This window comes from Natronobacillus azotifigens (genome assembly GCF_026805325.1).
In the GTDB taxonomy this organism is placed as follows: domain Bacteria; phylum Bacillota; class Bacilli; order Bacillales; family Amphibacillaceae; genus Natronobacillus; species Natronobacillus azotifigens.
The window spans coordinates 46,146-69,463 of record NZ_JAPRAT010000003.1 but is presented as its reverse complement, the minus strand read 5'-3'; the positions used below and the strand labels follow the sequence as shown (position 1 = coordinate 69,463).

The 23,318-nt window shown below is 37.1% G+C and carries 24 protein-coding genes; 21 read left to right on the top strand and 3 right to left on the bottom strand.

What is annotated here, in order from left to right; all coding sequences use genetic code 11:
• Window positions 1-115: 115 nt before the first annotated feature.
• Window positions 116-928, top strand: coding sequence for a S1C family serine protease (locus OWO01_RS02490; protein ID WP_268778846.1), 813 nt, complete (start codon window positions 116-118; stop codon window positions 926-928).
• 42 nt (window positions 929-970) lie between these two features.
• Here the strand turns inward: OWO01_RS02490 and OWO01_RS02485 are convergent, their stop codons facing one another.
• Window positions 971-1,201, bottom strand: a complete 231-nt coding sequence (locus tag OWO01_RS02485; RefSeq protein WP_268778845.1) for a YhdB family protein — start codon at window positions 1,199-1,201, stop codon at window positions 971-973.
• A 210-nt stretch (window positions 1,202-1,411) separates the two neighbouring features.
• Between OWO01_RS02485 and OWO01_RS02480 the strand changes: the two genes are divergently transcribed.
• The 12 genes from OWO01_RS02480 to OWO01_RS02425 all read left to right on the top strand — a co-directional run bounded on the left by OWO01_RS02480 (window position 1,412) and on the right by OWO01_RS02425 (window position 12,660).
• Window positions 1,412-2,194, top strand: a complete 783-nt coding sequence (locus OWO01_RS02480; protein WP_268778844.1) for a YhcN/YlaJ family sporulation lipoprotein — start codon at window positions 1,412-1,414, stop codon at window positions 2,192-2,194.
• A 128-nt stretch (window positions 2,195-2,322) separates the two neighbouring features.
• On the top strand, window positions 2,323-3,696 hold the full coding sequence (locus OWO01_RS02475) for a dipeptidase (RefSeq protein WP_268778843.1): 1,374 nt from the start codon (window positions 2,323-2,325) through the stop codon (window positions 3,694-3,696).
• Window positions 3,697-3,770: 74 nt separating this feature from the next.
• On the top strand, window positions 3,771-4,136 hold the full coding sequence (locus OWO01_RS02470; RefSeq protein ID WP_268778842.1) for a hypothetical protein: 366 nt from the start codon (window positions 3,771-3,773) through the stop codon (window positions 4,134-4,136).
• A gap of 51 nt (window positions 4,137-4,187) precedes the next feature.
• Window positions 4,188-4,448 (top strand): metal-sensitive transcriptional regulator, encoded by a 261-nt coding sequence (locus tag OWO01_RS02465; protein ID WP_268778841.1) that lies wholly within the window; start codon window positions 4,188-4,190, stop codon window positions 4,446-4,448.
• Between the two features lie 231 nt (window positions 4,449-4,679).
• Complete coding sequence (locus OWO01_RS02460) at window positions 4,680-6,263, top strand: spore germination protein (RefSeq protein WP_268778840.1); 1,584 nt, start codon at window positions 4,680-4,682, stop codon at window positions 6,261-6,263.
• Between the two features lie 4 nt (window positions 6,264-6,267).
• Window positions 6,268-7,476, top strand: coding sequence for a Ger(x)C family spore germination protein (locus OWO01_RS02455; protein WP_268778839.1), 1,209 nt, complete (start codon window positions 6,268-6,270; stop codon window positions 7,474-7,476).
• Between the two features lie 2 nt (window positions 7,477-7,478).
• Window positions 7,479-7,724: a hypothetical protein gene (locus OWO01_RS02450; protein ID WP_268778838.1), complete on the top strand. Its 246-nt coding sequence runs from the start codon at window positions 7,479-7,481 to the stop codon at window positions 7,722-7,724.
• A 24-nt stretch (window positions 7,725-7,748) separates the two neighbouring features.
• Complete coding sequence (locus OWO01_RS02445) at window positions 7,749-8,828, top strand: GerAB/ArcD/ProY family transporter (protein ID WP_268778837.1); 1,080 nt, start codon at window positions 7,749-7,751, stop codon at window positions 8,826-8,828.
• A gap of 84 nt (window positions 8,829-8,912) precedes the next feature.
• The gene (locus OWO01_RS02440; protein ID WP_268778836.1) at window positions 8,913-10,169 is read left to right on the top strand and encodes a metal ABC transporter solute-binding protein, Zn/Mn family; all 1,257 of its coding nucleotides are present in this window, start codon (window positions 8,913-8,915) and stop codon (window positions 10,167-10,169) included.
• Between the two features lie 323 nt (window positions 10,170-10,492).
• Entirely contained in the window at window positions 10,493-11,638 is a 1,146-nt protein-coding gene (locus OWO01_RS02435; protein ID WP_268778835.1) for a trans-sulfuration enzyme family protein, read from the top strand.
• Between the two features lie 39 nt (window positions 11,639-11,677).
• The gene (locus tag OWO01_RS02430; protein ID WP_268778834.1) at window positions 11,678-12,439 is read left to right on the top strand and encodes a (S)-benzoin forming benzil reductase; all 762 of its coding nucleotides are present in this window, start codon (window positions 11,678-11,680) and stop codon (window positions 12,437-12,439) included.
• 119 nt (window positions 12,440-12,558) lie between these two features.
• Window positions 12,559-12,660, top strand: a complete 102-nt coding sequence (locus OWO01_RS02425; protein WP_268778833.1) for a YjcZ family sporulation protein — start codon at window positions 12,559-12,561, stop codon at window positions 12,658-12,660.
• A gap of 83 nt (window positions 12,661-12,743) precedes the next feature.
• Here the strand turns inward: OWO01_RS02425 and OWO01_RS02420 are convergent, their stop codons facing one another.
• Window positions 12,744-13,607, bottom strand: a complete 864-nt coding sequence (locus OWO01_RS02420; RefSeq protein WP_268778832.1) for a helix-turn-helix transcriptional regulator — start codon at window positions 13,605-13,607, stop codon at window positions 12,744-12,746.
• A gap of 141 nt (window positions 13,608-13,748) precedes the next feature.
• Here OWO01_RS02420 and OWO01_RS02415 point away from each other — a divergent pair, with 141 nt between their 5' ends.
• The 4 genes from OWO01_RS02415 (at window position 13,749) to OWO01_RS02400 (ending at window position 18,415) form a co-directional block, all read left to right on the top strand.
• Complete coding sequence (locus OWO01_RS02415; protein ID WP_268778831.1) at window positions 13,749-16,028, top strand: beta-L-arabinofuranosidase domain-containing protein; 2,280 nt, start codon at window positions 13,749-13,751, stop codon at window positions 16,026-16,028.
• Between the two features lie 313 nt (window positions 16,029-16,341).
• Window positions 16,342-17,097 carry a type I methionyl aminopeptidase gene (map, locus tag OWO01_RS02410; protein WP_268778830.1) on the top strand — a complete coding sequence of 252 codons (756 nt, stop codon included), beginning with the start codon at window positions 16,342-16,344 and terminating at the stop codon, window positions 17,095-17,097.
• 294 nt (window positions 17,098-17,391) lie between these two features.
• Window positions 17,392-18,126 carry an AzlC family ABC transporter permease gene (locus OWO01_RS02405; protein WP_268778829.1) on the top strand — a complete coding sequence of 245 codons (735 nt, stop codon included), beginning with the start codon at window positions 17,392-17,394 and terminating at the stop codon, window positions 18,124-18,126.
• Window positions 18,119-18,415 carry an AzlD domain-containing protein gene (locus tag OWO01_RS02400; protein WP_268778828.1) on the top strand — a complete coding sequence of 99 codons (297 nt, stop codon included), beginning with the start codon at window positions 18,119-18,121 and terminating at the stop codon, window positions 18,413-18,415. The genes OWO01_RS02405 and OWO01_RS02400 overlap by 8 nt, the downstream gene beginning before the upstream one ends.
• A 222-nt stretch (window positions 18,416-18,637) precedes the next feature.
• On the opposite strand, the gene OWO01_RS02395 is transcribed toward OWO01_RS02400, so the two are convergent.
• Window positions 18,638-19,510, bottom strand: coding sequence for a cation diffusion facilitator family transporter (locus OWO01_RS02395; RefSeq protein ID WP_268778827.1), 873 nt, complete (start codon window positions 19,508-19,510; stop codon window positions 18,638-18,640).
• A 772-nt stretch (window positions 19,511-20,282) separates the two neighbouring features.
• Between OWO01_RS02395 and OWO01_RS02390 the strand changes: the two genes are divergently transcribed.
• The 4 genes from OWO01_RS02390 (at window position 20,283) to OWO01_RS02375 (ending at window position 23,316) form a co-directional block, all read left to right on the top strand.
• Complete coding sequence (locus tag OWO01_RS02390) at window positions 20,283-20,528, top strand: IDEAL domain-containing protein (protein WP_268778826.1); 246 nt, start codon at window positions 20,283-20,285, stop codon at window positions 20,526-20,528.
• Window positions 20,529-20,685: 157 nt separating this feature from the next.
• Window positions 20,686-21,489 carry a M15 family metallopeptidase gene (locus tag OWO01_RS02385; protein WP_268778825.1) on the top strand — a complete coding sequence of 268 codons (804 nt, stop codon included), beginning with the start codon at window positions 20,686-20,688 and terminating at the stop codon, window positions 21,487-21,489.
• Window positions 21,490-21,638: 149 nt separating this feature from the next.
• Complete coding sequence (fumC, locus tag OWO01_RS02380; protein ID WP_268778824.1) at window positions 21,639-23,021, top strand: class II fumarate hydratase; 1,383 nt, start codon at window positions 21,639-21,641, stop codon at window positions 23,019-23,021.
• Window positions 23,022-23,115: 94 nt separating this feature from the next.
• Window positions 23,116-23,316: an alpha/beta-type small acid-soluble spore protein gene (locus tag OWO01_RS02375; protein WP_268778823.1), complete on the top strand. Its 201-nt coding sequence runs from the start codon at window positions 23,116-23,118 to the stop codon at window positions 23,314-23,316.
• The last annotated feature ends 2 nt before the right edge of the window (window positions 23,317-23,318 follow it).

Below are 23,318 nucleotides of genomic sequence, written 5' to 3'. Positions count from 1 at the left end.
AAAAGTTATCGCTCTGTGTCGACATATTTCCTGGGAAATAGAAAGGGAAAGAAAATGACCGTTACCTTTTTGTTTGTTAAAATAGATGCAAGCAAGTTCAATTGAGGTGGTACGAATGTCAGAAAAACATGATGACGATATCATCGATACAGATCTATATGAAGAATTAGATCCTGAAACGATGCTAAAACTTATCGAAGAAGAAAAAGCGAAAACAAGAAAAGAAGAAAAAACCGAAGCTAAAAAACGACCGTTTCCACGCTGGTTATTTTGGATAATTGCGGGCACGCTAATGCTGAATGTTGTAGCAATTATTCCGCAAACCTTTTCCATTCCGGCGATTGATTTTCTTATAACATCGGCTCGATTGTCAGCCAATGATGAGATCCAAACTTATAAAGAAGCAGTTGTCGTGGTGGAAACTAGGAACAGTAAAGGAACAGGATTTGCAATTTCCGATGATGGGTATATTATTACGAATCATCATGTCATTGAAGGAAACGAGCATGTAACCATTGTTTTTCCTAATGAGGGTTTGTTTGAAGGGGAAGTAGTGGAAAGTGATGAGTCAGTTGATTTAGCATTAATCAAAGTTGATGAAAATAATCTTCCCCATCTAACACTTCAAGAAAACACAGATCAAGCAATCGATTGGGATCAAGCAGTAACTTTTATCGGTAACCCGTTACGATTTAATGGTATTGCTAATGAGGGAAAAATAATTGGAGAGACGAACCAAACAAGGTTATCGACGGAGGTTTACTTATTGGATGCGCCTGTCTATCGTGGGAACAGTGGAAGTCCGATCATTAATTCGGTAGGTGAAGTGATCGCTGTCATATATGCGACTTTAAATCATGAGGAATACGGGAGAGTTGGTTTAGCTGTCCCGATCGAGCGGTTTTACGAATATTTGGATTATGAATAGTAAAAAAGGAGTACCCGTATAGAAGTACTCCTTTATTGCTATTTACATGACAACAACAGGATCTGCACTCATCGCATGGTCAATATAATGAAGTAAATCCTCGTGCATAGTGATTACTTGTTGTTTATTTCTTCCATAACGAAAAGCATGCAGAAAGGATTCGATTTTTTTTGCTAAAAAGTCATCATTTGTTCTAACCATTAAAACCAATAAATCATCCCATTGCTGCCACATCGTAAAATACAATGCTTTATCATAATCTGGAATGCCCATTTTTCTAAACTCCCTTATCAGAAAGAATTTAGCTTCACAACAAGTAGGACAGTATTATTATGACCAAGTAAGCCAAAATAAAGCCCGTAGATAACTGGATGAATTTCCATTCCACGTTACGCAATCATTCCAATTTTCCTGATTTTTTCAAGGGATAATTCTATGTAACCACCACATACTATCAACGACTCTAAAAAAGGAGGAGTTAAGATGGATTGGAAAAAATGTAGTGTTATTTTATTAACTGCGGGTTCACTAACGGCTTGTGGGATGCAAAATGATAACGTAGGCCAAGGCAATCTCAACGACAATGTTCAACCAATGAGAAACCGTACCACTCAAGAACAAGGTACACCAAATGGTTATGGTGATGCTGGTTGGAACCAAGGATATGGTAACCAAATGACTTATGATGGTACGTACCCAAGGGGAACACAAACTACAGATCCTGATATGGGTCGTTACAATCATAATGATCGTGATGGCAATACAGGTCTTTCTCCAGGTGGTATGAACCAAACGCGTGATGGTGGTATGAATCAAACACGTGGTGGCAACCAAGCCAATACGAATTATGATCTTGAAGATGAAATTGCAAGCAAGATTAGCTCAGAGGTTGACAATATTGACCGTGCATACGTCTTAACGACAGGAAGTAATGCTTATGTTGCTGTAGAATTGAATGCAGGTCGTGATGCAGGCGGCAATAGTGATCAGGTGTCTGATGAAATCGAACGGGAAGTTACGCGTGTTGTAAAAGACGAATCTGACCGTATCGATAACGTATACGTATCATCTAATCCGGACTTTGTTAATTTGTCGACAAACTACGCAAATGATGTAGATCGTGGACAACCAGTTGAAGGCTTTTTTGAACAAATAGGTGAAATGATTCAGCGAGTTTTCCCTGGTACAAATAACACAAACAACCGAACAAACAGAAATACGAACACGTATGACGGAACAAATAACAGAACTACCCCAAATAACTAAATGAGAAAAAAGCAGTTAGGCATAAGATATGCTAGCTGCTTTTTCTTGTACATACAAATTGGAAATGATGTGAATATATGATATCTTTAGAATTACAGAACACACAATTAGAAAGGTGGAAGGCACTGATGAGTGATGCAGTTTTGCAATATTTACGTGACCATAGATACGAACAAATAAATCATTTGATTGATTTTTTGAAAATTCCTAGCATTAGTACAGATAAACAAAATAAGGAAGATGTAAAGCGTGCGGCTGATTTTGTGGCAAACTATGTTCGTCACATTGGTTTTGAAAAAGTAGAAATCCAACCAACGAAAGGTCACCCATTGGTATATGCAGAATGGATGGGGGCAGGTGAAGATGCGCCGACAGTTTTGGTATACGGGCATTATGATGTTCAACCCGCAGATCCATTAGAATTGTGGGAAAGTCCCCCATTTGAACCCGTAATTCGAGAAAATCGTTTATATGCACGGGGAACTAGTGACGATAAAGGGCAAGTGTTTATGCATTTGGCAGTATTTGAAGCATTTATGAGAACAGAAGGAAAGCTCCCGATCAATGTTAAGCTTTGTATTGAAGGAGAAGAGGAAATAGGAAGCGAGAACCTGTACTCCATTTTAGATGAAAAAAAGGAACAGTTTGCCGCTGACTTTGCGATTATCTCTGATTCAGGTATGGTTTCCAATGATCAGCCAACCATTTTATATGGCTTAAAAGGTTTCACAGGACTTGAATTTACCGTTCATGGGCCAAAAAACGATCTTCATTCAGGTCTTTATGGCGGAGCGGTGCGAAATCCATTAATGGCAATGGCGCATTTGTTAGCTTCATTAAAAAATGAAGAAGAAGTTGTGACAGTTGAGGGTTTTTATGACGATGTCGAACCATTATTAGCATCGGAGCGTATACTAATGAGCGAAGTTCCTGTCGAAGATTACCCGAAAACAACAGGTGTTGATCAAACCATTTCAGAGAAAGGTTATACAGCTATTGAACATACGATGGCTCGTCCAACATTAGAAATAAACGGTATGTTTGGTGGTTATCAAGGAGAAGGAACAAAGACGATCATTCCTTCAAAAGCTACAGCAAAACTGACATGTCGGTTAGTTCCTGGGCAAGATCCCGAGACGATTCAAAATCGATTAATCGATCATTTAGAGAAACATGTTCCAGCTGGTGTTCAACTGGAGCTAAAGAAAGAGCCATTATCAGCAAAAGCTTATAAAGTCGATCCTAATCACCCATTAATAAAAAAAGCGGCAGAAAGTTATCAAAAAGGGTTCGGTAAAGAGGCGGTTTATGTTCGAATGGGCGGATCGATTCCTGTATTGGAATGGATTGATTCTATTTATAAAATGCCAATTGTATTGTTGGGTTTTGGTACGCCAGATGATCGTTTGCATTCTCCAAATGAAAGTTTTCCATTAGCGAATTTTGATCGTGGATTAATCACGTTGGTAGATTATTATCAATCTGTTCGTAAGGAAAAGTAAAAGGGTTATCATTTGACATTATACGCAATGGGGTATAAAATTTACTTACTTGTTCGTAGGTTGGAGGTTTCTTTATGTTATACATTGCTATAATCTTTACCGTCTTGATTGTGTATTTTCTTTATATGCGCTACGTTCCTGTTCGAGGGATTCCGTGTGTAGATCAAATGAAGTTAGATCAAGAAGAAGTAAAGTTGGATGTACGTGATTATGCTATATCAGCAAAAGAGGACATTGCAAATACAATTCCCATACCAGTAGCGTACTTAAAACGACATCATCATCAAATTCCAAATCGTAAAATATATGTAATCGCTTCTGATACTATTGAGAAAAATATGGGAATTCGGTTTTTAAAGCAAAGAAAATATAAGATAGCAGGATATACGATTGTTAATTCGACATGTCGTTGCAAAAAATGGTTTGAAAAATTTGTATAGTATTAATAGTTATGATTTTCTAAACAAACTTTTCTCTATGGAGGGATTGAGATGGATTATAGTCCACAAGTCAAAAATAGATTGAAGCGTATTGAAGGACAAATACGCGGGATTCTAAAAATGATGGAAGAAGATCAAGATTGTAAAGATGTTGTCACTCAAATGTCAGCAGCTCGGACGGCCATTGATCGTACCATGGGGGTTATTGTTAGTTCTAATTTGGTTGAATGTGTGAGAAAAGCCGAAGCGAACGGAGAAGATCCAACCGATCAAGTAGAAGAAGCCGTTAATTTACTTGTAAAAAGTCGATAAAACAAGACTCAGCATCTCAGAATTGTTTGTAATATAAACAATTCTGAGATGCTGTTTTTTATCTTGAAGTATCCTTCCGAATAGAGCCAACAATTAGTGTCCTAACTGATTGAAGTTTAACTTTATCGAAAGCCTCTAAAAAAATTCCCCATTCTTTCCTAATTTAACCGTATAGATAATTTATTTTAGAAGATACTATCATTTAATACAAGATAATGGAGACATTTTAAAATGCGATTACGATCAAAAAAAAGAACAGCAGAAGAAAAACAAAAAATTATTGAGAACATTTCGATCAGCGATCAAGCGGAAATTTCCACAAGTCTAAGAGAAAACGATGAAATTATTCGTAAGATGCTTGGCAATAGTGATGATTTTATTTCAAGAAAAATATTGCTAAATAAGCAACAGCCAATTCAGGTACAACTCTATTATATAGATGCTCTCGTTGATAAAGATACATTACAAAATGACTTATTAGGATGTATATTGAATCTTCCGAGCAAAGTAGATCCATCATGGAAAACAGAAAAGGATCTCTATGATTTTTTACAAAATGAAACAATTAATACATCAGATCTGACCAAGATAGAGAATTTAAAAGAACTATTTTCTAATTTATTATCTGGAGATACGATTATCCTTATTGAGGGTTATTCAAAAGCATTTGCCACCAATACAAGAGGAGGTCAAGATCGCGGAGTCCCGGAAGTAACAACACAAAAAATTATTCGTGGTCCAAAAGAAGGTTTTACTGAGCGAATCGGAACAAACATTGGATTGGTGCGCAGGCGAATTAAAGATCCAAATCTTTGGGTAAAAAAATACTGTATTGGTGAAAAAACGCAAACTGAGGTGTCGATAGCTTATATCAATGGCATTGTAAATGATGATATCGTCAAAGAGGTTGACCAAAGATTGTCTCGGATTGAGATTGATTCCATTTTAGAGAGTGGCTATATCGAACAATTAATTCAAGATGCGAAATATTCTCCTTTTCCTACTATAAATAATACAGAGCGTCCCGATACCATTGCTGCTGGGTTGCTGGAAGGAAGGATTGCGATTTTTGTAGATGGCTCCCCATTTACCTTATTAGTGCCCGCTTTGTTTACGGACTTTTTGCAATCAAGTGAAGATTATTATCAAAGAAGTGACATTGGTACATTGTTACGTCTATTAAGAACTTTTGCTTTTTTCTTAGCTATGATGACACCTGCAGGTTATATTGCCCTGACGATGTTTCATCAGGAAATGGTTCCGACAACCTTATTGGTCGGTCTTGCTGCTCAAAGAGAAGGAATTCCTTTTCCCGCATTTATTGAGGCATTAATCATGGAAATCACCTTTGAATTATTACGAGAAGCTGGAGTTCGGTTACCTAGTTCAGTAGGATCAGCAATTTCCATTGTAGGCGCACTTGTTTTAGGGCAGGCTGCAGTAGAAGCTGGCATCGTTTCTTCGGCGATGGTTATCGTCGTTTCCTTGACTGCCATAGCTAGCTTTGTTTTTCCAAGTTATAACTTAGCAATAACTGTTCGAATCTTGCGTTTTGGTTTTATGGCATTAGCAGCTTCGTTTGGTTTTTTTGGTATTTTTATTGGACTTATTTTGCTGGTTTTCCACTTGGTAAGTTTACGATCCTTTGGGATTCCATATACCACTCCATTAGCTCCTTTTATTGCGGTCGATCAAAAAGATGTTTTTGTTCAATCGGTACTATGGAAGGAGAGAACACGTCCTAGACTAATTAGTCAGAAAAATATCACAAGGAGTAAATTAAACCTTCCAGAAGCTCAAAAAAAGAAAAGGTGACTTTATGAGAGGTAGAAAATACATACTTATCATTACCATAATTGTTCTACCGTTAACGGGTTGTTGGAGCGCAACGGAATTAACAGATATTATTATTGCTACTGCAATCGGAGTTGATAAATCTGAAGATGGTTATCGCTTGTCTGTGCAGATAATTAATCCTGGGGAGATAGCTGGTAGTGCGGAGAATACAACAAGGACGGCGACGACTACTTACACAGCCGAAGGAAAAACAATTTTTGAAGCACTTCGTAGAATGACAACAATTGCCCCCAGAAGAATTTTTTTAAGTCATGTTCAAGTAGTGGTTATTAGCGAAGAAGTTGCTAAAGAGGGGATAGGAAAAGTGTTAGACTTCCTTGTTCGTGATCATGAATTTCGAGCGGATTTTATTTTATTAATTGCAAGAGACTATAGCGCTAAAAATATTGTCAGTGTTATTACCCCATTAGAAAGAATATCAGCCAATAAAATAACTAGTAGTAGTGCAGCATCTGAAAAATATTGGGCACCTACCAGAGATGTTGAGTTGAATGAACTCATGCAAGGAATTTTATCGCCAGGAAGAGAGGCTGTTTTAAGTGGGATTCATATTTTGGGTGATGAAGATTTAGGTAAATTCAAAAGTAATGCAGAAAAAACGGAACCATTTGCGTTACTCTATATAAATGAAATCGGTGTATTTAAAGGCGATCAATTAGTGGGGTGGCTTAATGAGGACGAAAGTAAAGGATTTAATTATATTACAGATAACGTAACAAGTACAGTTGGTGGAGTAGATTGTGACGATGATGGGAGAATTATCGTTGAGGTTTTTAGAAGTGATGTAAAGATGTACCCAAAAGTGGACGGGAACCAAGTAACAATGCGTATTCATGCAGATCTTCTTGTGAATCTTGGTGAAATTACGTGTGATATTTCAACAGAAACACAAGAAGATTTAAGAGCTATAGAAGAAAAGATTGAGGAAAATTTAAATGAGATTATGCAGAATACAATAGAAGCAGCGAAAAAACTTGAGGCAGATATATTTGGTTTTGGAGACAGAGTGAGAAGATCACTACCAAGAGATTGGGAGCGATTGGAAAAAGATTGGACAACACATTTTTTAAATACAAATATATTGTTGCAGTCTACTGTGAATATTCGTCACAGTGGTATGATCCACGATCCCTTTATGGACGACATTAAGAAGAAAAATCAGGAGGAATAGAGATGCTTTTTCCAACTATTCTATTAATGATTGTATCGGTAATTGTTTTTTACTTGGAGTATAAACGGATTAAACAAAAACAAGCAAAAAAGGATAATTGGGTATTTATGATATTTATGGTTTTGGCAACGATATTTCTGTTTGTATATATGTGTGATTTACCTACACCAGATTTTGTTGCTTTTTTTGAATTTCTATTTAAACCAATTAGAGGTCCTTTTTTTACTTGGTTGATTCAATATCAATAATAAAGTTAGTGAATGGGGATAGGCATGGATCAAAAAATTAGTGCGTACCAATTTTTTATTTTAGTTTTTATGAATACATTAGGAACTGCCATTCTTTTTATTCCAACGCATGCAACAACTTACGGAAAAGAAAATGGTTGGATTACTGTTGTTTTTGCTACGATCTTCGGTTTGTTGGTTATTGCTGTATATAATGCAATTTTTTCTAAAGAAGAAACGCGTAGCTTGTTTGTCATCATTGATGATAATTTTGGTAAATGGCTTGGTTCTATATCTATTCTTTTTGCTTTGCTTTTTGCTTATTTTACAACGTTCGCTAACCTTTGGTCCATTGGACAATTTGTTGGATTGCATATATTAATGGGCACTCCACCAGAAGCCATTGTATTACTAGTTATCTTAACTTGCTTGGTTGGTGTACGCTATGGGATTGAAGTGATCGGCAGAGCGTCTGAGATTTTCCTTCCATTTACACTTATTAGCTTGATTTTGCTAGTTGGATTGGTTTGGCCAGAAGCGCAATTAGACAACATTCAGCCAATTTTACAAACAAATGTAGCAGGTGCTTTTGTTGGTATCATTCCAGTCATTGGTATTACTTTTTTAGAATTATTTTGTTTACTTGGAGTTATTCATCGTGTGAATAATATCCCTCAAGCAAAAAAAGCGTTTTTTATTGGGGGCTTAGTCGCTGGTTTCTGTATGATTATTGTTACCTTTGCTTGTATAGCAGTTATCGGGGTAGATGGTACCATACGACATATCTACTCCATTTACTTTTTGGGACAAAATATTAGTATTGCTGAATTCTTTGAACGCGTGGAAGGTTTAGTAGCGTTTATATGGTTTATTACGATCTTTTTTAAGATATGTACTAATTTCTACTTTATTGCCATAGCAATTAAACATTTAGGAGGATTAAAAGATTTTCGGACGGTAACCATTCCCATTGCTTATTTTCTCTTCGTAAGTGCCGTAACAAGTTTACCTAATATCTTCTATGACTTTGAGTTGATGAATAGTACTTATCTTGTATATGCAATTCTTACAGGATTCTTGCTGCCAATACTTTTGCTAATAGTAAAGATTGCCCGAAAAAAATAGACAAACCGTAATAATTACTATTTACAAAACGTAACCATTACGATATAATTCTAGAAGTGAATAAAAAGTTAGGGGGAAGTTAAATTGAAATTATCTTTACGGTTACTTGTTTTAACTATGTTATCTATAATTCTATTAGTTGCTTGCGGGACTGAAGATGAGGTAGATGGTAATAATACAGAAGAGCAACAAACACCACTTGAGGTTTACACAACCTTGTATCCTTTGGAGTATTTTGCGAATGAAATCGGTGGTGAGCTTGTGGATGTTACCTCTATTTTACCAGCAGGTGCTGATGCCCATACATACGAGCCAACGTCACGTATGATGGTTGACATTGCCGAATCAGATCTATTTATCTATACTAGTGATGATTTTGAAGTATATGCCTCAAGAATTAGAGAGGCGATTGGAGATGAATCAGTAACGATCATTGAAGCAACAGAGGGTCTGGATATGATGGATTATTCACATGATCATAGTCATGGCCACGATCATGAAGACGAAGATCACCACCATGATCACGACCACGATCATGAAGACGAAGATCACCACCATGATCACGACCACGATCATGAAGACGAAGATCACCACCATGATCACGACCACGATCATGAAGACGAAGATCATCACCACGATCACGACCACGATCATGAAGACGAAGATCATCACCACGATCACGACCACGATCATGAAGACGAAGATCATCACCACGATCACGACCATGATCATGAAGACGAAGATCACCACCATGATCACGACCATGATCATGAAGACGAAGATCATGACGATGATGATCACGGACATAGCCACGGGGATTATGATCCGCACGTATGGATTAGTCCAACATTATCTATTGATCTAGCAGAAAATATTAAAGAGGCATTAGTAGAGTTGATGCCAGAGCAAGCAGAGGTTTTTGAAGAGAACTATGTAGATTTAGTGGAACGATTAGAAGAGTTAGATAGTAAGTTTCATTCCATGGTTGAACAGTTTGAGAATAGATCAATTCTAGTAACTCATGCGGCATACGGTTATTGGGAACGTGACTATGAGATTGAACAAATTGCTATTACTGGTTTATCACCTTCTGATGAACCTTCTCAACAACAACTTGTAAACATAATGGAAACTGTTGCAGAATTAGATATCCAGTATTTATTATTCGAACAAAATGTTGAGCCGAGAGTTGCTACGGTTATTCAAGAAGAGGCAGGATTAGAATCCTTGCAATTACACAACCTAGAAGTGTTAACAGAAGAAGATATCGAAGCTGGAGAAGATTATTTTAGTTTAATGGAACGTAATATTTCCGTATTAGAAACAGCTTTAGCAGAATAATAGAGATAAGTGTGTATTTCCTTACGAGGATATACACACTTTTTTGTTAACATTCAATAAATATTTTAAAAAGAAGTAAGCAAGCGGATTTTTTAAATCGCCTATATATAAATTTTGTAACGATTAGTCTTATGCAAGTGGAAAACATCTGAAAACTGATCAGGTTTGCTTGCACTTTCTTTTGTTAGTAAGGTAAAGTAGAAAGTAGAAGGAATTTTACTGATTGGCTTGCTTGAATAGACAAACCAAATGTGCAGTGGCACTTATAATGAGAACAAAGAGACTGTTATCATTTCAGCTAATATGAAAAAGGGGCGTTCGTGATGGGAGAAAAATTTGCAACAAAATCCGTGCATTTTACATCAAAGACAAGTGGGGAAATTGCTAGTAAGGTTACACCAATCTATCAAACATCCGCGTTTAAATTTAACGACCTAGAGGATATTGAAAGATTTTATCAAGGGGAAAAAGATTATCTATATTCAAGAGTAGGAAATCCAAATACAGATGAACTAGGTAGTGCAGTAGCACAATTAGAAGAAGCTCCAGCAGGAATCGCTACTTCTTCTGGATTATCTGCTATCTTAATTGGAATACTATCTGTTACAAAAGCTGGGGACCATGTGATTGCGTCCACCGATATTTATGGAGGTACATACGAATTATTTGCACGGGAACTCGCAAATTTCGGAATAGAAGTAAGTTTCATCGACTTTACAGATCAAGAGGCAATAAAAACTGGAATACAAACAAACACGAAATTATTGTATTCAGAATCAATAACCAATCCTTTGCTACGTGTTGAAAATATGGAGCAACTCGTTCACCTTGCCAAACAAAATAACCTTTATACGATGATTGATAATACGTTTGCCACGCCTTACTTACTTCAACCATATCATTCTGGTATCGATTTAGTTGTTCATAGCGCAACGAAATACTTAGGAGGACACAGCGACGTTACTGCTGGAGTGCTTGTTGGAGATGCAGATCTATTAGCAAAAGCAAAAACAAAAGTAGTTAATATTGGGACAACATTAAGTCCGTTTGAGGCTTGGTTAACTTGTCGTGGGCTGAAGACGTTAGATGTTCGAATGGAACGTCAAGTGAAGAATGCACAGGCTCTAGCAGATGCTTTCGTCACTCATCCGGCTGTATCAAAAGTATATTACCCAACACATGCGAGCAAAAAAGGAAATGGAGCAATTGTTTCGATTGATTTAAGTGGTAAATGTGATATTGAAAAGTTTTTTCGGTCATTAGATTGGGTGAAAATTGTACCGACATTAGCAGGTGTAGAAACTACAGTCTCTTATCCAAGAACAACCTCTCACCGAGCATTGCCTATAGAGGTACAAGAAGAGTTAGCAATCACTGAAGGACTTGTACGGATTTCTGTTGGAATTGAGGATAGTGCTGACATCATTGGAGCTTTTGAACAAGCGATTATCAAAGCGAAATACGAATAAAGATGCAAATTCTCACAAATTAGTTGAGGAGGAAAGTCAATGAACTATGCAATTATTACAGGAACATCAAAAGGTTTGGGGGCATCGATTGCTGAGAATTTTCTCGCTAATGAAGTTAACGTAATTGGTATTGCACGTCATGTCAACAAAGAATTAGAAGAACTTGCAAGTCAAGAGGGAACTACCTACCAACACTTTTGTTGTGATTTAACCGATGTAGATCAACTGAGAAATACCTTTTCGAAAATAACTACACAAGTTTTCACGAATAAAACATCTTATGTATACTTAATTAATAATGCTGCCACAGTGAACCCAATCGATACAGCAAATAATCATAAACTAGAAGAAGTGCAAACTCATATGCAAATAAATACGATTGCTCCAATGATGACAACAAGTTTATTGTTAAAGGAAGCAAACCAAAATAATACACAAGTTATCATAGCGAATGTTTCTTCAGGAGCAGCAGACCGATCGACGTTTGGTTGGAGTGCATATGGTGCATCGAAAGCAGGACTTAATCGCTATACAGAAACAGTTGCGTTAGAACAAAAAGCGTTAGGAACAAATCATAAGGTGATCCTACTTGATCCAAGTATTATGGATACAGAAATGCAAGGTGATATTCGTTCCGCTACGAAAGAACAGTTTGAAGAAATTGAACAATTTAAAAAATTTAAAGAAGAAGATATGTTGAGAGATACTGCGATTGTTGCAGGTGCTTTTTTTGATGTATTAAAAGATGTAAAAAATATCGAGAATGGTAAGTATTATCGAATAAATGATCTTTTGTCTTAGAACAATCGTTTTGAAAGTGTACTATTCACATGATAATAACCCAATTTTCTTTATTGCCCTTCCACTTCGAGTTGAGTTACATATTCTATAAGTGAAAAGATTAAAAGGAGGGAATAAAGATGGGTGCAGGTTATCATTATGGTTCAGGCTTTGCCCTAGTTGTGGTACTATTCATCTTATTAGTTATAATTGGTGCTTCCTGGGGTTACGGAGTATACTAAAGCCTATACAAAGAAAGAGGATTCCGTTATGGAGTCCTCTTTCTTTGTATAGAAATTTTTAGCCAAAGTGAGTTGAATGGAAACTAACTCTGGTACCGTTGATCTAAATATGCTGACGGACTAATACCAGTGACTTTTTTAAAAACCCTACTGAAATAAAATGGATTTGCAAAACCAAGTTGATCACTTACTTGTGCGACATTAAGTTCTGTTTTAGACAATAGTTTCATGGCACGTTCAATTAATAACTCATTTTGAAATTGACGAATACTTTTTCCTGTTTCTGTGCGAAAAATCGTTGAAATATAAGCGTAATTTCTATTTAAATGATTGCTAATTTCTTTTGAAGTCGGCTTAGTTTCTGCATTCCGACAGAAAGCAGTAATTTGAGCAACAATCCTCTCATGTCGCGGGTGATGATTTTCTTGTTTAGAATATTGATAAAGGTCAAGAAATAGTTGATAAGTTAATTGTGATAATATTAGTGGCCGGAACTCTTCGGAGTAGAGACTCTGATCCGTAATCTTATCCAATTGAAGCGTGAAGAAAGCAGTTTGTTGGACGAGCCCGTGTTTAGGTAATGTTAATTGTTGCATATACACATCTTCCATCATGAATGACGTCGCTTGAAAGTTCCGATATTCTGATAAAGGTTGTTCGGAGTTAGGGCCGTCATAAAAATGGATATAATACCAGTGTGTATTAGGTAGGTAGTTGTTAACTCCCCAGTGCTTTATTCCTTTCCTAAGAAAAAGATATCCCCCTGCTTTCACTTGATAATGGACATCATCTTCAATTACCTCAATTTGACCAGATTCAACAAACAGAAAGACATGAAGGTTTGGCATCAATCGATCTGGATGGCTCATGATTCCCTCACTATCCTCCATATATCCAACCTCACGAACGAGCGGTAACTGATAACCGAGAAGGTTTACTGAATGCATACAGAACAGCCCCCTTTTGTTTTTCATTATAGCATGTATCAATCTAAAAAAAAGATATGTTTTCTGTAATTCGGTGTATTCTCTTTTTCACCTAGCTCTAGCATACTAAAAGTAGACCTTCACACAGAAAGGAAGTATTGGATGGATACAACCGTTAAACTAAATGATGGATTATTTAAAAAATCGGAGCAAAAAGGTAAAGGGTACCTGTTATATCTTGATATTGATCGCTTAGTAGCTCCGTGTTATGAGGCGGCAGGGAAGGAACCACGCAAACCTCGTTACGGTGGTTGGGAGAGCATGGAGATTGCAGGTCACTCGATTGGACACTGGTTATCGGCGGCTTCCATGATGTACCGCGTAACCGGAGATCTATTATTAAAAGAGAAGATTGAATATGCGATGGATGAACTTGCATTAGTACAGTCTTATGATCCAGATGGATATGTTAGTGGTTTTCGTCGGGATTGTTTTGATGAGGTATTTACTGGTGATTTCCGTGTGGATAATTTTGGGCTTGGTGGATCATGGGTCCCTTGGTATAGCATTCATAAAATATATGCAGGCCTTGTCGATGCTCACCGTTTAGCAGGATGCAATAAAGCTTTAGAAGTGTTACGAAAGTTATCTGATTGGGCAGAAAGAGGTCTCTCTAAACTTACAGATGAGCAATTCCAACGGATGTTGACCTGTGAATATGGTGGTATGAATGAAACGATGGCTGACATTTATGAAGTTACAGGAGAAGAACGTTATCTGATTTTGGCAGAACGATTTAATCATCAAGCAATCTTAGAACCTTTAACCCAAGGAATAGATGATTTAGCAGGAAAGCATGCCAATACACAAATTCCAAAAGTGATCGGTGCAGCAAAATTATACGACATTACCAAAAAAAACGATTACAAGGAGATGGCAACATTCTTTTGGGATCAAGTAATTCATCATCGCTCCTATGTAATGGGTGGAAATAGTAACGGAGAACATTTTGGGATTGCTGACACAGAACCACTAGGCATCCTAACGACCGAAACATGTAATACGTATAATATGTTAAAGTTAACAGAGTATATATTTGATTGGAATCCGAATAGCAAGTATATGGATTATTATGAAAATGGTTTATATAATCATATTTTAGCTTCACAAGATCCAGACTCGGGTATGAAAACTTATTTCGTGTCAACAGAACCAGGACATTTTAAAGTGTACTGTTCGCCAGATGATTCTTTCTGGTGTTGTACTGGAAGTGGGATGGAGAACCCAGCGCGTTATGCGAAAAATATTTATACAAGAAAAGAAAACAATCTATATGTGAACTTATTTATTTCATCAACGATTACTTTAGAAGATAAAGAATTACAGTTTGTCCAAAAATCGAACTTCCCATATGAAGCTCACAGTGAAATCTTAGTGAAAGAGGCGAATGGAGCTAGGCTAGCAGTGCGTATTCGCGTACCGTATTGGTTAGCAGGTGAACAGAATATCCGTATTAATGGTGGAAAAGTCGATGCGGACATTATAGATGGATATGTTGTTCTTGATCGTGAATGGTTAGCAGGGGATCGTATTCAATTCGATTTACCAATGAAATTACACAAATATATCGCGAAAGATGACCAACTGAAACAAGCGCTTTTATACGGTCCAATTCTTTTAGCAGGTGCTCTTGGTAGAGAAAACTTCCCAGAAGAAGATATCGTTCCCGATCACCAATCACTAAATAATCATCCTCTGATTGATGTGCCCGTGCTTGTTACGGAAGAAGACGATCCGAATCAATGGTTGAAGTTAGTCGATGGTGATTCGTTAGTATTTGAAACGATGTCGATTGGACAACCGGGTGATCAAGTTGTAAAAATGATTCCATTTTTCGCACTCCATCACGAACGCTATACACTGTATTGGAATGTGATGAGTGAAGCCAGCTTTGCTACTTTTGTAGACGAAGAAAAAAAGGCGTTAGAAAATATCCGTCAGATGACGGTTGATTTTGTTCAACCAGGTGAGCAACAACCGGAAACAGACCATCAATTTCACGCGAAAAACAGTACAACAGGGTATTTGAATTTGGTTGATCGTCATTGGCGTGATGCACGTAACGAAGGGTTTTTAAGCTACCAAATGGCAATTGAAGATGATACACCTATGTATTTACTGGTCACCTACTTTGGCACGGATAACGCAATATTTATGGATGGAGTATGGAAAGAGCGAGCATTTACAATTCAAATAGATCAGCAAGAAATTGCGACTGTACTATTAAAAGGAGAACATCCTGGAGAATTATTTGATGTATGTTATCCGATACCAGAACAGTTAACCAAAGGAAAATCTCAAGTTGAAGTCAAATTTGTTGCTGGCAAAGAAAAAATTGCGGGTGGTATTTATGGTGTAAGAGTCATTAATCAATCGATCTAATAAAAAGAGAAGAACGTCACAAGTTGGCGTTCTTTTTCTTCATCCTAATAGTAGAATTTGTTTGTTGATTTACTAAGGGTTAGGATCTTTTTAAACTTGAAATACCGAAAAAAGAATCCAAAAAGAAAAAGAACTATAATTTGTTGATCTCTAAAGAGTCTGAACGCATTTCCTTATGTCCCTAAAAGACATTCTCTTCTTGACATATTTATCGATCTTTTGAAAACAAGATGATCTTTGCATACATCAGATTGAATAGGAAGAATTATTGAAAATATGTTATAGTATGAAAGGATAGAAAGGAGTAGATAGAATGATATCAAGAAAAAGTAAACGTGAGATAGAAATGATGGCAGAAGCAGGGAAATTACTTGCGAACATTCATAAAGAAATAGCGAAAATGATAAAACCTGGAATCACAACAAAGGAAATAGATGTGTTCGTTGAAAAATACTTAGCAGAACATGGTGCAACACCGGAGCAGAAAGGCTATAATGGCTATGAGTTTGCTACCTGTGCTTCAATCAATGATGAGATTTGTCATGGGTTTCCGCGTGAAGATGTGCTAACCAATGGAGATATTGTTACGATTGACATGGTTGTCAATCTTAACGGTGGTTTAGCTGATTCTGCTTGGACATATGTTGTTGGGGAAGCAGATGAACCGACTCAACGTTTATTAGATGTAACGAAAGAATCATTATATAGAGGTATTGAGCAAGCAAAAGTAGGAAATCGAATTGGTGATATTGGTCATGCCATTCAACAATATGCAGAAGCAGAAGGGTTTGCTGTTGTTCGTGATTTTACTGGTCATGGCATTGGACCTACGATTCATGAACAACCACACATTCCGCACTACGGGTTAGCTGGAAAAGGTGCGCGTCTAAAAGAAGGAATGGCAATTACGATTGAACCAATGTTGAATGAAGGTACATGGCACAGTAAAATGGATGACAACAATTGGACCGCAAGAACCGTTGACGGAAAAAGATCAGCACAATTTGAACACACGATCATTGTTACCAAAGAAGGACCATTGATTTTAACCGAACAAGAAGAAAGATAATTTTTTAGAAAAAGCTAGTCGTACTGTCTTTTTGATTCTACGTTAAGAAGATATAGTTTTTTAAAAATGTAGATTGGACACATAGCTTCTTATTGTTTTTTCAATAGGATTGGTTGGTGTTTGCCCGGTACTTAAATAATAATCTATCAATTGATACGGCAGTTTGACCAACTCAAGGTCAACTGTCGTTTTTGATTTTCAGCGAGATTATGTAATTTAGATCTGAAAATTCATTCTCATTTTTCCAAAAATGTGATATGGTGAAAAAATACAAAAAGACTTGGGGATGATCGGATGAATACATTAGAGGTAGAGGAAAGTGGCATCGCTCAAACAAAGAAGATTCAATTAAAGCAAGGAATCATGAGTGGTTTTCCTATCATGCTTGGATACTTTCCTATCGCGATTACTTACGGCGTATTGGCTGCTCAATCGGGATTGACCTTGTTGGAATTAACGGGAATGAGTATTTTTGTTTATGCTGGGGCGGCACAATTTATGGGAACGAATATGCTTGAGATAGGTGCAGGGGCAATGGAAATAATTATTGCTACATTTGTTTTGAATTTTCGGCATTTTGTCATGAGTTTATCTTTCATGAATCGAGCGAGGTCCTTTCCATTACGTTGGAAATTCCCAATATCACTTCTACTCACCGATGAATCTTTTTCGGTAGCTTCAGTGAAAACAGAACAAACGAGGCAGCCAAATGGTAGCTATTTTTATCTAGGAATGTTTATGACCGCTTATTTGTCCTGGATTATTGGTTCTGTTTTTGGTGGAATTCTTGGTGATATCATGCCTGATTCAATTAGTCAGAGTTTAGGAATTGCCTTATATGCTATGTTTATTGCTTTATTGGTTCCCTCGGTAAAAATAAAATACCGTTATGGCCTCATTGCTGGAATTGCAATGGTTTTTAATTACTTATTCAGTTTTTATCTTGATGAGGGTTGGTCGATTGTGGTAAGTACATTATTAGCAAGTTTTATTGGGATTTTTGTGATAAGGGGGATGACCTATGCCTAGAGCGTTTATCATTATCCTTTGTATGGCTTTGGTAACCATGATTCCCCGTATGATACCAGCCTTTATTGTGGAACGGGTACGTTTTCCTGAATGGGTTAATCATTGGTTACATGTTATTCCCTATGCAGCTTTAGGTGCACTAATCTTTCCCGGCGTACTATCCGTTGTACCAGAAAAACCTTGGATTGGTTTGGTAGGTGGAATAGTAGCCATTATCTTGTCTATTTTTCGTATCCACATTGTCGCAGTCGTTCTTGGTGCATCACTCGCTGTCTTTTTTCTTATATAATTTTGGATTAGACGAAAAAAATGATGATTAGCTGTTGTTTGTCGTTATGCTTATCCTAGAGCATCCATTCGTAAGACTCCCACTTCAACTTAACAAGAAAAATCAAATTTGTTTAAGTGGGAGTAACGGACGTTAGCACACCGAACGATTCAAGAGCCTTTAAGTCATCCTTTAGGGCTAACAATCAGTGGGGAATACCTAAAAACCCCATTGATTGAAGTTTTACTTTATTGGATTGGGTTCCACATGGATATGGGCATGGGGCACATTATGCTTTTTATTCAGTACTGCTTCAATCCGATCGGTTATTTCGTGCCCGTGCTCGACCGTAATTTTAGGGTCAACATAAATTACGATATCAAGCAATGTTTGATTTCCGTGAGATCGTCCTTTAATGTCTTTTACTTTAAGAACTTCCTCATCTTCACGTATGGTTTTACAAATCTCTAAAATTTGATCCTCATCGAATCCATCCGTTAAGGTATGGCTGGCATTTCGAAAAATTTCCCATGCCGTTTTGCAGATAATAATCCCAACAAGCAAACCAATAAATGGGTCCAACCAATAAACACCAAATTGAGATCCGATAATACCAATGAAAGCCCCAAAACTAACGAGTGCATCCGATTTATTATTTTGGGAAGCGGCGAATAAAGAGCTGCTTGCTATTTTTTTTGATAATTTTAAATTAAAAAGATAAACGCCAATCAAAATAATAGAGGAAGCTAATGCTGTCCATGCAGTCATCCAACTAGGTTGTTGATCGTTTGAATGGATAATGGTTTGAAACGAATCAAGAATAACTTGAATTCCTACAGTGACCATAATAAAAGCAGCCATTAAAGAAGCGATTAATTCAGCTCGAAAATGCCCATAGTGATGATCGCGATCAGGGGGTTTTCGTGAAATACGCAAACCGATTAGGACTGCTATACCAGCGATAACATCGGTAGCATTATTAATACCATCTGCACGTAAGGCCGAAGAACCACCAATCGTAGCAATTACTAATTTTATACTAGCTAAGGCTAAATATGTAATAATACTAACCCAAGCTCCTCTTTCTCCTTTTTTTAAATTATCATATGGATTCACCATCTTTTCTCCTGCCTTTCTTTTTTCACGCAAACCTTTGTTGGGTGATTTTAATCTAATATATAGAGCGCATCATGTTTATCCCGGAGCAACCGTCCGTAAGACTCCCACTTCAAAACAACGAGAATATCAAGTTGTTGCAGTGGGAGTAACGGACGCTAGCACCCCGAATGGTTCAACTAACAATCAGTGGGGGAATAGCTAAAAAACCCACTGATTGGAGTTTCACTTTATCCCGGAGCAACCGTCCGTAAGACTCCCACTTCAAAACAACGAGAATATCAAGTTGTTGCAGTGGGAGTAACGGACGCTAGCACCCCGAATGGTTCAAGGGCCTTTAGGTCATCCTTTAGGGCTAACAATCAGTGGGGGAATAGCTAAAAAACCCACTGATTGAAGTTTCACTTTATCCCGGAGCAACCGTCCGTAAGCCCCCCACTTTAAAACAACGAGAATATCAAGTTTCACTTTAGTATATTTGTGAACTCTTTTTGTACATTCGAATATAATAGGTTATATAAGCCAAGTTATGTCGTGTAGGAGAGCTTAACAAAACATAACCACGTCTATAGAAGAAATGTCGATAGGGAACATACATGTAATGGGACCATCATGTTCCATACGCGAAATGTCTACACATCTTTAGCATACCCCAAAAACGTTATTCATTCGTTTTAAAACTAGTTTATCTGTGCGGAATTGGGGTATATATAGATTAAATAATTTGCAAATTGATTTTATTTTATCAAGGGAATAAGGGGGCTATATTCCAATGAAGAAACATAAAGTGAATTATCGGTTAAAGCGCTATAATCTCGTCCCACATCATAAGATTAAGGCAAAAAGAGAAGTATCTTTTGAGATCCAATTAATGGCACAGTTATTGATGGATCAACTTGTTTCCGAACGAAACAAAATGGAGTTTGATCGGAAAATAAACGAGGCAATCGAAAGTAAAGATAAAGAATTGTTTATGCAATTAAGTAATCATTATCAACATTATTTATTCGAATATTAATGAATTACCTTATCACGAAGATACGATGTGAAAGATTGGATTATTTCTTTTACCTGGTAGAGTGATAAGGCTTTTTTTGTTAATGAAATAGTCCGGTTTCGTATGTTATAGTTAATATGATATTGGATCATTCATTAAAGAGATGAGGTTTTTGGATATGAGAATACACGGATTTATTCTCGTGCTTTTTTTATCTAGTTTATTATTGATGGGCTGCCAACCATTCGATTCTTTTTTCACAACAGAGAATGCCGTACAAAGAGAAGCAATTGATGTACCGAAAAGTATAGAGGAACGAACTAGTGAAAAAGTGTTATTTTCACTTGAGGTGGAGATAGATGAGCATATTGCTGAAATAGATGAAGAAACAGATACGGTTGTGGTAAGCAATCCGGATAGCATCGAAGTGATGGTGAACAAACAGAGAAGATTACCTGAAGGCTACGAGCCAACAGATTTAGTGGATCCAAATGTTTCGCATGCTGTTGGGCAGGGGGATCCTCGAAGGTTAATGCGAGCAGAAGCAGCAGAAGCGTTAGAATCATTATTTGCGCACGCAGAATCAGAAGGTTTAGAATTAGTAGCCGTTTCAGGGTATCGTTCTTATGATCGTCAAAAAGTAATTTACGAAAATAATGTAGCTGCGAGAGGACAGGAGCATGCAGATCAATTTTCTGCACGACCGGGTACAAGTGAGCATCAAACGGGTTTAGCCATGGATATTAGTGCGGCTTCTGTTGCGTTGGCACTAGATCAGGCTTTTGAACAAACAAGTGAAGGCTCTTGGGTAGCAGAGCATGCCCATTTACACGGGTTTATCTTACGTTATCCAGATGGGAAAACTGATATTACTGGGTATGCCTATGAGCCATGGCATTTTCGTTATGTAGGTGAGGAATTAGCAACAGAAATATACGAGAAGGACCTAACTTTAGAAGAATATTTTGGTTATGGTTATTAAAAGAAAAGCATTTGTCGAAAAAAGTGGCAAATGCTTTTTCTATAACTTATTACTGATCTATTTCTTAAAAAAGATTAGTTTTGTTAAGCAAATTATTTTGCATGGTATAATAGTTAGAAAAGTGTAAAAAAAGAAATGGAGTGGGGACAATGGATTTTCGATTTGAAAAGGATACACTGGGTGAAGTGAAAGTTGATGCTCGTAAATTCTGGGGTGCGCAAACACAGAGAAGTATTGAAAATTTTCCGATTGGACAAGAAATCATGCCGCTTGAAATTATCCGTGCTTTTGTGCAATTAAAGCGTAGTGCAGCAATAGCGAATGGTAATCTAGGGGGGCTAGAAAAAGAAAAAGTAGAAGCTATTGTTGCTGCTGCTGACCAATTATTAAACAATGATTTAAGCGAGCATTTTCCATTGGTTGTTTGGCAAACAGGTAGCGGTACGCAAACTAATATGAATGTCAACGAAGTGTTAGCTTATCTTGGTAATCAGTATCTAGCGACAAAAAAATGTTCGCTTATGTTGCATCCAAATGATGATATTAATAAATCGCAAAGTTCGAATGATACATATCCAACTGCCATGCATGTTGCTGCAGTTACAATTATAGAAGATCGTTTATTGCCAGTATTACAGCAGACTGAAAGTGTTTTAGCTAATAAAGTAGTGGAATTTCAAAACTTGATTAAAATCGGTCGAACACACTTGCAGGATGCTACTCCATTGACTTTAGGACAAGAAATAAGCGGTTGGCATCATATGATAGAAAAGATTAGGTCGATGCTTGCTAATGATCTTGTCTATTTAAGTGAATTGGCTATTGGAGGTACAGCAGTAGGTACAGGGATAAACGCAGATTCAAGTTTCGGTGATAAAGTTGCGACAGAAATTTCTCGTTTAACAGGAAAAAAATTTATATCCGCGTCAAATAAATTTCATGCATTAACAAGCCATGATCAAATGGTTCATGTTCATGGAACTCTAAAAGCACTCGCAGCTGATGTAATGAAGATTGCCAATGATGTTCGTTGGCTTGCAAGTGGACCACGAGCTGGATTTGCAGAATTAACTATTCCTGCGAATGAACCAGGAAGCTCTATTATGCCTGGAAAGATAAATCCTACACAAGCTGAAGCGGTAACAATGGTTGCGACACAAGTAATGGGCAATGATGCTACGATTGGTTTTGCCGCTAGCCAAGGAAACTTCGAGCTAAATGTATTTAAGCCTGTAATTGCCTATAACTTTATTCAATCAGTTACGTTGCTAGCAGATAGTTTAGAATCATTTACGCTCCGCTGTCTTGAAGGTCTTCAACCAAACGAAGAAAAAATTGCAGATTACGTAAATAACTCTTTAATGTTGGTAACTGCACTTAATCCGCATATTGGTTATGAGAATGCTGCAAAAATAGCAAAAAAAGCTTTTGTGGAAAAAACATCATTAAAAGAAGCTGCAGTAGGCTTAGCGTTGTTAACTGCTGAAGAGTTTGATCAATTGGTTGATCCGACTAAAATGATTGGTAAGTAAGTGGATAGAGAAAAATTATCCTGTCTTCCCAAGTATTCGTTCTGATAAAAAAACTATTCCTGTTCACACTATCAAGTAAGGAGGTGAACAGGATATGAGTGAACGTAATCAATCAAATCGTTTAGTAGTTCCTGGTGTAGAACAAGCTTTAAATCAAATGAAATATGAGATTGCCCAAGAATTTGGTGTGAATCCAGGTGCGGATGAAACTGCACGCGCTAATGGTTCAGTAGGTGGAGAGATAACAAAACGTCTAGTACAACAAGCAGAACAACAATTTGGATCTGGTCAATAATT